The sequence below is a fragment of the Clostridium peptidivorans genome, assembly GCF_900205925.1.
Classification (GTDB): Bacteria; Bacillota; Clostridia; order Clostridiales; family Clostridiaceae; genus Clostridium_AK; species Clostridium_AK peptidivorans.
The window spans coordinates 170,577-183,585 of the sequence record NZ_OAOD01000004.1 but is presented as its reverse complement, the minus strand read 5'-3'; the positions used below and the strand labels follow the sequence as shown (position 1 = coordinate 183,585).

Here is a 13,009-nt window from a genome sequence, read left to right as displayed (position 1 = left end):
TAATTATTATCTATATATTTAAATATCCTTAATTATATTATATATAATTTAATTTTTATAGAAAGCTCCACTTAATAGGTATTTTTTGTTACTAGTGGTACTACAAAAATAAAAAAGAGGATGAAACTTAATCATCCTCTTTTACTATATCTAGTTCTTATTTCTTGTTCCCTGCTGTGCAGCATATTTACTTGCATTTCCATTTTGCATATATCCATTTGTAGCATTTCTGCTGTCATTACTATTATCTATCATACTTTGATTTTGTGCTTTAATATTTTTACTTTTTCCCATTTAAATCACTCTCCCTTTCATTAAAATTTTCCCCAAGGTAAGAGTAATTTATTCTATGATAAAAGTTACTGAATTTCTAATTTTTTTGTAATCATTTTATTATTTAAATTTATAACATATACATAGGATTACTTGTTATAAATCCTCCTTCAACAGCTACTCCTTTATATACCAATAGACAAGTGCAATTTTCTCTTATATACTTGTGCAGGGAAAGCTATCGCAAAAAGAATAAAGGAGAAATTAAGATGAGTAGATTTATAGGAATATTAGGATTAATTATCCTGCTAGGTATAGCTTATCTATTATCAAATAATAAGAAAGCAATCAATTGGAAATTAGTAGGTATAGGTATAAGTTTACAAGTAACATTTGCAATTTTAATATTAAAGGTGCCTGCAGGAAGAAAAGTCTTTGAGTCAGCAGGCGGACTCGTAACTAAGTTATTAGATTTTACCAGGGAAGGTTCATCTTTCTTATTTGGTGATTTAGTAGCAACAAATAAATTCGGCTCAATATTTGCGTTTCAAGTGTTACCAACTATTATATTTTTCTCTGCATTTATGAGTATTTTATATTATTTAGGTGTAATGCAAGTCATAATTTCGGTTTTAGCTAAGGGAATCGCTAAATTACTTGGAACTAGTGGCGCAGAAACTTTATCAGCTGTAGGGAACATATTCCTTGGTCAGACAGAAGCACCTTTACTCATCAAACCTTTCATAAAATCTATGACAAAATCAGAATTGCTTACTATAATGATTGGTGGAATGGCTACAGTTGCAGGAGGAGTAATGGCTGGATATGTGGCTATGGGGATAAATGCATCACACCTGCTCGCAGCAAGCATCATGGCCGCACCAGCAGGATTAATTGTTTCTAAGATAATCTTCCCGGAAACTGAAACACCAGCTACTAAAGGAGAAACCAACCTTGAACTGGAAGTAACAAATTCTAATGTTATTGATGCAGCAGCAACGGGAGCTAGTGAAGGGCTTTCTCTTGCATTAAACGTTGGAGCAATGTTACTTGCATTTATAGCATTAATAGCTTTTATAAACTCAATCATTGCTTGGGTTGGTGGATTATTAGGAGCAGATTTCTTAAGTCTTGGATGGATTCTTGGAAGAGCATTCTCACCACTGGCATATGTAATGGGAATACCAGCTCAAGATATCATTAAATCTGGAGAGTTAATAGGTCAGAAAGTAGTCTTAAACGAATTCGTTGCTTATGCTAACTTAGCAACAATGATTAAAGCTGGAGCATTAAGTGACAAAGCAACAGTAATACTCACTTATGCCCTTTGCGGATTTGCAAACATTAGCTCTATAGGCATACAAATCGGTGGTATTGGCGGCCTTGCTCCAGAAAGACGTGCAGAAATTGCTGAACTTGGAGTGAAAGCATTAATAGGTGGATTAATAACTACATGTATGACAGGAACTATAGCAGGAATTTTACTATAAAATCAGTAGCAAGCAGAAAACTAGAAACAGTTTCCTGCTTGCTATTATTTTTCTTTCATTTATTTTAAAAGCAAAATTTTTTAACAACATAAATTTAATCATACCAATTTCGAATTACTTTTATACTTTTTCTTGATGGATAATATGTTTTATCCAAAAATTTTTCTCCAATAGCAAATACTGAAAAACCTAATAACCAATCTTCATCTTTAAAAGCCTTATTATATGCTTTAAATCCATTAGCCTGTTGGCTACCATTAAATATAATAGATGGTTTAGGATTATGTGGGTGACTATAAGCACCTATCCTTTTGGGAAATCCTAACTCTCCAAAAAATATAGGCTTATGCCATTTTTTATTAAAATTATAGATTTGTTGTTTTATATTTTGATTTCTATTGTGGGCAGTGCTAAGACTTAATGAGTCCACAATATCTTTAACTGTACTCATATTATTATCTGTAAGTTCAAAATAAGCTGCAATAGATATAAAATCAACTTCTCCAAACAACTTATTATTTAACTTTTTTTGATAATTTACATAACTCTCTTCATCTTCATCAGATGTGCACCACCAATTAGTTCTGTAAGTTACACAACCTTTATACATATCTCTTACAAATTTTATTACATAACACCACTGATTTTCATACATCTCAATACAAACTAAATTAGAAGCGACATTTATTGCATCTATATTATAAGGGTTTCCTATAGTAGTTATTATCCGTTCCAAAACTTTGTATTTCCAATTATAAAAGAAAGCTTCTATATTTTGTGGCTTCCACTTGGTCTCAGATAAACTCCCATCTTTTATCCATGGATAAGGTTCTAATATTATACTTACATTAGTTCCTTGTAAAGTATTTATTAAATTTTCAGCCTTTTTTAAACTGTATTTGTCTATATTCATATCACTAGAATTTAAAGACTCTATATTAATAACAATAGGAATATTAATAGTATTTAATTTCATATAATTTATATCTTTAATTACTTGATCTATTTCATAGTCTGTAGATAAATTTCCACTCTTTATTTTGGTGTTAAACTCCTTAGTTAAAGCTTTTTCTTTAATATAAAACATAGTTTTACCATTGTTTATATCATAATTATTAAAAAAATATAGTAATTCTAATGAAAAAATAATAATTATAATAATAGAAATTTTTTTATAAAACATAACCTTCTTTCTCTTGAACATACGTTTAAATCTACGCTTTGAATTACTATTTAATATACTCATTACTCTACTCATTTTTTCTATTCCTTAATATAAATATCAAAAATCCTATTACTACAATTCCTACGTAAAAGAATATAGCTACATATTCAACTTGGTATTTTGAGAATATTAATGGTTTATCTACATCTATTATCCCGTCTTTACTTTTTATACTTATATTAGATGTCTTCACTGTATTAGCTTGCTCTTTTAAATCAAACCATTTTATATCTTCTATAGTTTCTAATTCTTCTACTAACATTTTTAGTTTGTCTAGACCTAAATATGGATGGTAAAAACCACCTATTATACTATCAGATAAGCCACTATAAAATTCAGCCTTTTTTACCATAGATTTTATAGCATTAATATCTTCATTTTCTACAAATCCTATATTTTCTGGAATAACACTAAGACCATTTAAAAATGAAGGTGTTGATATATATGCAGGTGAAAAACTATTTTCATAGGTATCATCATTAATCTGTATATTGCCAACATAAGTTGAAAAATATTCTGACACTATTTTATATCCATTTTGAGAAATAGCATAATGAGGTGCCTCAAAGGCCAATGGATATATCCCATGAGTAACTAATTCTTCTATTCCATTCTCTATTCTTGCTCTTATATACTCATCTTCTGATACTCCATTATCTGGATTTATAGGAGCATCATTTATTGAATCCCAAAATTCAAATCCCTCGCCAGTCTCAGTATCTCTATATTGATGTGTATATCCATGTAATATAATACCTGCACCATTATTTTGCATATATTTTATAGTTTTTAGTAATTTAGGATAATCTTTTACATGTAGTATTTTACCTGTTTTTGGTTCTCTATAAGTAGGTATTAATACAACCATATACGGTATATCCTTTTCCTTTAAATATTTAGCTATCTCCATAAGATTATCTGGATCTCTAGTTGGATTAACATCCTCTAACCTTAAATAAGCAACATTAGAAGATTCAATATTTACATCGTTAAAATATTTAAATAAACATTCTCCTAAATAATAATGTAATCCTGAATATATATTTGTAGCTCCAAAATAAAATGTATTATTCTTATCATTAACAACAAACAACGGTCTTAATTTATCATTATATTTTCCATTTGCTAAAATGTATTTATTATCTACATCATTTATACTTCTTATATATTCTGTAATTTCTAACTTATATGTTTTACCCTTTAATACAACTTCTGTTATATTCATATTCTGACCAAAATTAATAAATGAAAATCTTTTTTTTATTTGTTCTACATTATATCCAATACCGATAAGCTTTCCTTTAAAATTTTCTAGATATTCTACAATTTGTTTATCTAAATCTTCCTTTACTAACCCATAATAAATTACATTAGTATAATCATTTATATTACTGTTAATTCTAAAATCTGATGGTACAACCTCTATATCATTACTAAAATGTCCTACTAGGGTATCTAATACTCTTAATTCATCTAATTTCTCAATATTAGAGCGTATAGAACTGGGATAAATTATCAGTACTTTTGCATTATTCCCCTCTGATTCAGTACTTGCTGCCAATATAGTTCCTAATCCAACATTAAAAAATATTAAAACAAGTGAAATTAAAGTCAACAATTTACCTTTCATGTACATACACTTCCTTATTATCCTCTATACGCTCACTATATATATGCTGAGTCTTTATCCATACCTTTTGGTTTTTCCATTTCATCAATCCCTTTATCTGCGGATATATAAATGAAAAACTATATATAAGCAAAGCTAAAATATGCTTGAACTCAATTTTCTTATGAAAGTCTTTTTTTAGTGCATAATAAGGAAGAATACCGTAATTATAAATTAACAACATAATTCCAATTAAACCTCCAAAGGCTATTGAGCTGAGTAACTCATTAGAAAACATATTAAAATACTTTGATAAACTATTTATATTTAGTCCAATAACAGAAATCAAAAATCCAAATAATAAAATTATATATTGAATAGATCTGCCTATTGAAAATAAATGTATAAATAGATCTATATATATTTTTCTATCTTTTCCTTTTAAAATTTGCTTCATTATTAATTTAAACTTCTTTATAGCTACATAGGCATGACCCTTACACCATCTAGTTCTCTGGCGAACAGATGCTCCAAGCTTATCTGGTTTTTCATCATAAACACTTGCAAAATGATTCCATACAACCTTTCCACCATCTAACCATATATCAACTGCAAACTCTAAATCTTCTGTTAAAGATTGGCATTTAAATCCGCCCTTACTTATCAAATAATCACTTCTTATAGCAAATCCAGTTCCACCTAAATACACAGGCAAGCCTTTTTTATACTTAGCATATTGATTAAATCTATTAGATACAAAAAATGACATACTATATCCAAGTGAAACCAAAGATGTGCTATTTTTAGAGTCTATATATACTTGAATTGCTTCTGGCTTGCCTAAATCTATGAATTGAGAATTGACTTCTTTTAATATATTACTAGAGACATGATTATCTGCGTCAAATATCATAACTAAATCATAGTTTTTCATTATATTTTTAAAACCTATATCTCTTAAAGCATATTGTATTCCCCCTGGTTTTCCTATACCCTCACGTTCAAATTTTTCAAGTGATGTATTTACATATCTTACCCCTTTTGATTTACATATTTCCCCTGTCTTATCTGTGCAATTATCATTAATTATAATGATTTCGCATAAATCCTTATCATAGTCAATATTTCTTAGAGAATCTACGGTACTACCTATAACATTTTCTTCATTATTTGCTGCGACAAGAAGTAAAAACCGAGTTTCATCAGCCTTAATATTATAATCTCTACTAATCTCTCCAAATCCACTTATACTTACGAAAAATAAATATATATTCCATATAATAGAATATATACCAAACCCAAAGAGTAAAACTAAAAGTCCTTTCATTACTGACTCTAAGAATATAAACAATTTGTTTTCTCCTCTTCTATTCTAAAATTAGACTTTTTAGTTTAATTTTAGTAAATATGGTTAGGATTTTATATTCCTCACAAGTCTACTCTTTTAGGCTATAAAACTATAGCTTTGAAGTATATTAAAGTATTATTTCGAGTACTCCTAATTTACCTCTTTAGTATACTTATCAAATGATTCTTAGCATCGGATAAACAAAAAGAAGCCCTCTCGGCGCCTTCTTATGTATGTTCATATTATTTGATTTTTATTTTTTCTTACATAAGATTATAACTTCTTTTCTATTTCTCAAATTTAATTTATAAAGTATGCTACTAACATGTTTTTTTACAGTAGACTCTGTTATAAATAATACTTTGGCTATATCTTTATTATTAAGACCATCTGCAACCTTATTCATAACTTCTCTTTCTCTAGTAGTTAATATGCTTATACTATCTTGTCCCGAGTCATTCATTACACTTTTTAATAGATCAGCCTCATAGACCTTTCTCCCTTTTAATATCTTATTTATTTCATAAATCAACTCTTCTTTTTCACATATACTTAGTACGTAACCTTCTATATCAAAATCAATTACCTTTTTAAATATATCCTTATCTCTATTTAAGTCTAATACCATAGCTCTTAAATTTGTAAATAATTGCTTTGCCTCGCCTATAATCTTTAAATTATCTACTGATTCCTGTTTCATATCTATAAATGTAAAATCTATATCTAAAAAATCTATAATTTTTAATTCAGATAATCTCGAGAATGCCTTTACATGTACTGAATTAAATTCATTCTTAAATAAATTTTCCATCCCTTCTCTAACCATAAATGACTCTGATACTAGTAATATATTCATACTACTTGCTCCCCCCTTTTCGTATAAGCAATAATTATTTTATTAGAAAATCCATTTGCACTACTAGCTTAATATATTCCAAGCTCCCAATTAAGGAATATACCTCTTCACTTCTTATCTTATAAATTATAATAGTAACTTATACTTAGGTAGTACTTACTTTCGCTCGCCATTTATATATAAATGTCTACATTTTAATATATACTTATTATTAAGTTGTTACCTAACCCCTAATTTTAAAAACACCAAACAAAAAAACACCAGCTCAAAAGCTGGTGCCTATGTTATAATATTAAGCAAATCTAAAATAAAATTATTATAACTTCATCTTAATCAGTGTTTTCCTGACTCCTAACTCCTGGTGCCTAGAAAAAAACCTTGGCATTTTTCCTAAATCTTTCCTATGTCTTTTCTATAATACATCCCTTCAAAATTAACTTTTTTAATTTCATTATAAGCATTACTTCTAGCTTCATCTAATGTATCTCCTAAAGCAGTAACTGCTAATACTCTACCGCCAGAAGTTAAAAGGCTTTCTCCTTCAAGATTTGCTCCAGCAACAAATACCTTGTCCTCAGTACTGTCTACTCCACTTATTGAAAGTCCTGTATCATATTTGCTTGGATATCCTCCAGAAGCTGCAACTACACAGCAGGAATGCTTATCTTTCCATGTTATACTATAATTATTAAGATTTTTATTTAAAGCACACATAATTAGTTCCATAAAATCGCTTTCCATTAGTGGAAGTACAGCTTGAGTTTCTGGATCTCCCATGCGCACATTGTATTCTAAAAGATATACTCCCTTTTTAGTTATCATAATACCAAAGAATACAATTCCAGTGTAATCCATATTTTCTTCTGAGAAACCTTTTAAGGTTGGATTCATTATATCTTCTATAAAGCTTTCTAAAACCTCATTTGTGCAATAAGGATTAGGGCTGATTACTCCCATACCACCTGTATTAGGGCCTTTGTTATCTTCATAAATAGTCTTATGATCCTTTGCTGATAAAAATGGAATCATAGTTTCTCCATCTGTTATTGCAAGTATAGAAGCTTCAACACCTTCTAAAAATTCCTCTATAACAACTCTATTTCCTGCTCCCTTAAATACATCTTCAACCATAAAGCTTTCAATACATGCCTTTGCTTCCTCAAAGTTTTGGCAAATAGCAACACCTTTTCCCGCTGCAAGGCCATCTGCTTTTATAACTGTTGGATAGGAACAATTTTTTAAGTACTCAATGGAGTCAACAGGATTTTCAAAAACTTCATAAGCTGCTGTTTTAATACCATACTTCTTCATAAAGTTCTTTGCACAAGCTTTACTTCCTTCAAGATCTGCGCCCTTTTTTGAAGGCCCAAAAATCTTAAGTGAAGCTTCTTTAAACATATCTACTATTCCTTCAACCAAAGGTACTTCTGGACCTACTACAGTAATATTAATATCATTTTCTTTAGCAAATTGTAAAAGCTCTTCGTTCTTATATATATTTAAATTTTTGCATTTGTTTTCTAAAGCAGTCCCTCCATTTCCTGGAGCACAATATATTTGATGTACCAAAGGACTTTGCGCAAGCTTCCAAACTATAGCATGCTCACGTCCGCCGCTTCCTATAACCAATACTTTCATTAATACAACACCCACCTTAATGTTTGAAATGTCTTACTCCTGTAAACACCATTGAAATTCCATATTTATTGCATGCCTCGATAGACTCAGTGTCTCTTATTGAACCACCAGGTTGAATTATTGCCTTTATTTTGTACTTTGCCGCTTCATCTACTACATCACCAAATGGGAAGAACGCATCTGAAGCTATGATAACTCCATCCTTTGCTCTATCTAACGCCTGAGCCGCTGCCCAAATCCTATTTGTTTGTCCTCCTGCAATTCCCTTTGCCATACCGTCTTTAACTACTACAATAGCATTGGATTTTACATATTTACAAACCTTCATACCAAATACTAAATCTGTCATTTGTTCTACACTTGGCTTATTTTCTGTTACATAGTCTATATGTTCCATAAGTTTATTATCTCTTTCTTGTACAAGTATTCCTCCATCAACAGATGCAAACTCAAATCCATTTTGTGGCTCAATTTCTCCTTTTATAACTCTTAAATTTTTCTTTCCTTTAAGAATTTCTAAAGCTTCCTCATCAAATTCTGGCGCTATAACTATTTCAAGGAATATCTTTACAAGTTCCTCTGCTGCACACTTATCTACTTTTTTATTAAAGGCTACTATACCTCCAAATATGGACATCTCATCACATTTATAAGCTTTTAAGTAAGCTTCCTTAACATTGGTACCTAATGCTACACCACAAGGAGTATTGTGCTTTACTGCACAACATACAGTTTCTTGAAAGTCACATATAATATTCCAAGCAACATCCATATCCTTTATGTTATTATAGGAAAGTTCCTTTCCATTTAACTGTACAAAGTTTTTCATAGCACCTTTTCCTGTGGTTTGAGTATAGTAAGATGCACTTTGATGTGGATTTTCACCATATCTTAAATTTAATTCTTTCTTATATGAAATAGTTAAGTATTCTGGGTAATTTTCTTCTTCTAATAAGAAATTACTAATAGCTGCATCATAGGCTGACATAAGATTAAATACTTTTCCAGCTAATTTCTTTCTAGTTCCAAAGTCAACTTCTCCAGTTTCTTGAAGCTCTTTCATAACTATTTCATAATCTGATGTGTTTGTAAGAACAATTACGTCTCTAAAGTTTTTAGCTGCTGCCCTTATCATTGTTGGACCACCAATATCTATAAATTCAACCTTTTCATCAAAGGATATATTTTCTTCAACTTTATTAAAGAAAGGATAAAGATTAACTACTACCATATCGATAGGTGTTATGCCCTTTCTTCCTATGGTTTCCATATGTTCACTATTATCTCTTATGGCAAGTATTCCACCATGTATTATTGGATGAAGAGTTTTAACTCTTCCATCAAGAATTTCCTCAAAGCCTGTTACCTCTGAAACTTCTGTAACAGCTATTCCATTTTCCTTTAAAAATTTATAAGTTCCACCAGTAGATAATATCTCTACATCTTTATTTACTAAAAACTCTGCTAATGGCAGTAAATTAGTCTTATCATAAACACTTATTAACGCTCTTTTCAACATAGATTTAGGCCTCCTAAAAATTTATGATTATACAATAGTTATTTTTCTTTCTTCCACTTTAACTCTTCCTTCAGCTATTAAATTAATAACCTCAGGAAGGATTTCATGTTCTTCCTTAAGCACTCTCTTTTGAAGAGTATCTGCAGTATCATCTTGGTAAACAGGAACTATTCTTTGAGAAATTATAGCTCCTGTATCTGTGCCTTCATCTACAAAATGTACTGTACATCCTGAAAACCTAACTCCATAATCTATTGCTTTTTCATGAACTTTAATTCCATACATACCAGGTCCACAAAATGAAGGTATAAGCGAAGGATGAATATTTATAATTTTATTTTTAAAACTAGTTATTAGTTCACTATCTAAAATTGATAAAAAGCCTGCTAAAACAATTAAATCTACTTTATTTTCAGTTAAGCTAAGAATGTTTTTTGAAATTTCTCTTCCATATATTTTCTTATCTAAAACATAAGTTTTTATTCCCTTTTGTTTTGCTCTTTCAATTCCAAAAGTTCCTTCTCTATCACTTATAACCATTTCTATGGTACATTTCAATTTTTCAGCTTCTATACTATCAATTATGGATTGAAGATTGCTTCCGCTTCCTGATACTAGTACTGCTATTTTAAGCAAACTCCTGCACCCCCAGCTTCCACATGTCCAATGTGATATGCTTTTTGATTTAGTTCTTTTAACGCATTTAGTACATTATCCTTATCCTCTTCCTTAACACAAATTACAAAACCTATTCCCATATTAAATGTATTGAACATATGCTCTTCTTTAACACCTAATGACATAATGTACTTAAATATATCTGGCATATCAAAACTATTTTTATCAATTACAGCAGTTAAATCATCTTTAAACATTCTAGGAATATTTTCAAAGAATCCTCCTCCTGTAATGTGAGCCATACCTTTTACATCAAAGCTTTCTAAAAGTTTAAGTACTGGCTTTACATATATTTTAGTTGGAGTTAAAAGTACTTCTCCCATTTTTTTATCATTAAAATCTTCATTTAAATCTGTTATAAGTTTTCTAACTAAAGAATATCCATTACTGTGTATTCCTGAAGACTCTATTCCTATAAGAACATCACCTTCTTTAATCTTACTTCCATCAATAATTTTATCTTTATCAACTATTCCCACTGCAAATCCTGCAATGTCATATTCTCCATCTCTATAAAAACCAGGCATTTCTGCTGTTTCTCCGCCAATTAATGCACATCCTGCTTCTATGCATCCCTCTGAAACGCCTTTAACAAACTGTTCAGCAACTTCTGCTTCAAGCTTTCCACAAGCTAAATAATCTAAAAAGAAAAGTGGTTTTGCTCCATGGCATAAAATATCATTAACAGACATGGCAACGCAATCTATACCTACAGTGTCATATTTTTTTGTCTTAAAGGCTATATCAAGCTTTGTACCAACTCCATCTGTGCCTGAAACCAGTACTGGATTTTTGTATCCACTTCCTATTTCAAACATTCCTGCAAAACTTCCTATATTGTTTATAACTCCTGGAATAAAGGTTTTTTTAGCATGTTCCTTTATAAGACTTACTGACTTGTAACCTTCTTCAATATTTACTCCTGAATCCTTGTAAGTTATCATTTACTATCCTCCAAGACTATTTATTTTTCCAAACGATCTTTTGCCGATTCCATTGGAGCTGAAACTGGATAGAATCCATTAAAGCATCCTAAACAAAACTTATTTTTTCCGCCTAATGCCTTAAGCAGTCCTTCTATACTTAAATATCCTAGGCTATCTGCACCAATTTCTTCTCTTATGCTATCAATATCTTTACAGGCACCAATTAATCCATTTCTATAAGGCGTATCTATGCCAAAATAGCAAGGGTACTTTACTACAGGTGAAGCTGATATAAAATGAACCTCTGTAGCTCCAGCTTTTTTCAAGGAATCTACAAGTTTTCTACTGGTGGTTCCTCTAACTATAGAGTCATCAATAAGTACTACTCTCTTTCCTGCCACATTAATCTTTAAAGGATTTAACTTTACAGCAACAGCTCTTTCTCTAAGTTCTTGAGAAGGAGAAATAAAAGTTCTTCCTACATACTTATTTTTTATAAAACCCGTATCATAAGGTATTCCTGATGCTTTAGCATAGCCCATAGCAGCCTGCAATCCTGAATCAGGAACTCCTATGACTATATCCGCTTCCACAGGGTGCTCTTTAAAAAGCTGCTTTCCTGCTTCTATTCTTGAAGTATACACATTTATTCCGTCTATAACGCTGTCAGGTCTTGCAAAATATATATACTCAAAGGCACAGGTTTCCGGCTTTATTTTTTCTCCAAAACTTATGGATCTTAATCCTTCTTTATCAATAATAACTATTTCACCAGGGTCTACATCTCTAATAAATTCTGCTCCTACTGCATCTAGTGCACAACTTTCAGAGCAAAGTATATAGCTTTCATTGATCTTTCCTATACAAAGAGGTCTTATACCAGCTGGATCTCTTACTCCGATTAATTTATCTTCTGTTAAAAGAACTATAGCATATGAACCCTTAACTGCTTGTATTGCATCCACTACAGCTCTTTCTATTCCTCTTTTTGCTCCCCTTGCTATAAGACTTAGAATAACTTCAGAGTCTATAGATGTTTGGAATATACATCCCCCATCTTCTAATAACTCCCTTATAACATCTGCATTAACAAGATTTCCGTTATGAGCTATAGCAATTGTTCCAAGCTTGTACTTACTAACTATAGGCTGAGCATTATTTACATTACTTGATCCTGTAGTTGAATATCTAACGTGACCTATTGCAATAGAGCCTTTCATATCTCTAAGATTATCTTGATTGAATATATCTGCCACAAGACCCATGTCCTTGTGGCATTCTATTTTTTCATTGTCTGATACTGCTATCCCTGCACTTTCTTGCCCTCTATGTTGAAGAGCATAAAGTCCATAGTAAGTTATAGAGGATACATCAAGGTCTTCATTTGCAAAAATTCCAAATACTCCACATTCTTCTTTGAACTTATCCTCATCTTCAAATATCATCA

At 30.6% G+C, this 13,009-nt stretch carries 11 protein-coding genes; 1 reads left to right on the top strand and 10 read right to left on the bottom strand.

The annotated features are described in order from the left end of the window. Positions 1–150 precede the first annotated feature (150 nt). Complete coding sequence (locus CRN98_RS17680; protein ID WP_097026411.1) at positions 151–294, bottom strand: hypothetical protein; 144 nt, start codon at positions 292–294, stop codon at positions 151–153. A 248-nt stretch (positions 295–542) separates the two neighbouring features. On the opposite strand from CRN98_RS17680, the gene CRN98_RS05480 reads away from it, so the two are divergent. Further along, complete coding sequence (locus CRN98_RS05480; protein ID WP_097026410.1) at positions 543–1,763, top strand: NupC/NupG family nucleoside CNT transporter; 1,221 nt, start codon at positions 543–545, stop codon at positions 1,761–1,763. A gap of 94 nt (positions 1,764–1,857) precedes the next feature. On the opposite strand, the gene CRN98_RS05475 is transcribed toward CRN98_RS05480, so the two are convergent. From CRN98_RS05475 to purF, 9 genes are all read right to left on the bottom strand, one after another. Then, a complete protein-coding gene (locus tag CRN98_RS05475; RefSeq protein ID WP_423237087.1) occupies positions 1,858–2,967 on the bottom strand; it encodes a glycoside hydrolase family 113 in 1,110 nt (369 codons plus the stop codon). Positions 2,968–3,013: 46 nt separating this feature from the next. Further along, entirely contained in the window at positions 3,014–4,618 is a 1,605-nt protein-coding gene (locus CRN98_RS05470; protein ID WP_179631941.1) for a polysaccharide deacetylase family protein, read from the bottom strand. After that, the gene (locus tag CRN98_RS05465) at positions 4,608–5,924 is read right to left on the bottom strand and encodes a glycosyltransferase family 2 protein (protein WP_143331277.1); all 1,317 of its coding nucleotides are present in this window, start codon (positions 5,922–5,924) and stop codon (positions 4,608–4,610) included. Before CRN98_RS05465 ends, CRN98_RS05470 begins: the two co-directional genes overlap by 11 nt. A 274-nt stretch (positions 5,925–6,198) precedes the next feature. After that, a complete protein-coding gene (locus CRN98_RS05460) occupies positions 6,199–6,801 on the bottom strand; it encodes a response regulator transcription factor (protein WP_097026407.1) in 603 nt (200 codons plus the stop codon). 390 nt (positions 6,802–7,191) lie between these two features. After that, positions 7,192–8,439 carry a phosphoribosylamine--glycine ligase gene (gene purD / locus CRN98_RS05455; protein WP_097026406.1) on the bottom strand — a complete coding sequence of 416 codons (1,248 nt, stop codon included), beginning with the start codon at positions 8,437–8,439 and terminating at the stop codon, positions 7,192–7,194. A gap of 16 nt (positions 8,440–8,455) precedes the next feature. Beyond that, positions 8,456–9,958 (bottom strand): bifunctional phosphoribosylaminoimidazolecarboxamide formyltransferase/IMP cyclohydrolase, encoded by a 1,503-nt coding sequence (gene purH / locus CRN98_RS05450; protein ID WP_097026405.1) that lies wholly within the window; start codon positions 9,956–9,958, stop codon positions 8,456–8,458. Between the two features lie 27 nt (positions 9,959–9,985). Further along, positions 9,986–10,594, bottom strand: a complete 609-nt coding sequence (gene purN / locus CRN98_RS05445; RefSeq protein WP_097026404.1) for a phosphoribosylglycinamide formyltransferase — start codon at positions 10,592–10,594, stop codon at positions 9,986–9,988. Continuing rightward, positions 10,582–11,580, bottom strand: coding sequence for a phosphoribosylformylglycinamidine cyclo-ligase (purM, locus tag CRN98_RS05440; protein ID WP_097026403.1), 999 nt, complete (start codon positions 11,578–11,580; stop codon positions 10,582–10,584). Before purM ends, purN begins: the two co-directional genes overlap by 13 nt. Before the next feature lie 20 nt (positions 11,581–11,600). After that, positions 11,601–13,007, bottom strand: a complete 1,407-nt coding sequence (gene purF / locus CRN98_RS05435) for an amidophosphoribosyltransferase (protein ID WP_179631949.1) — start codon at positions 13,005–13,007, stop codon at positions 11,601–11,603. Positions 13,008–13,009 lie beyond the last annotated feature (2 nt).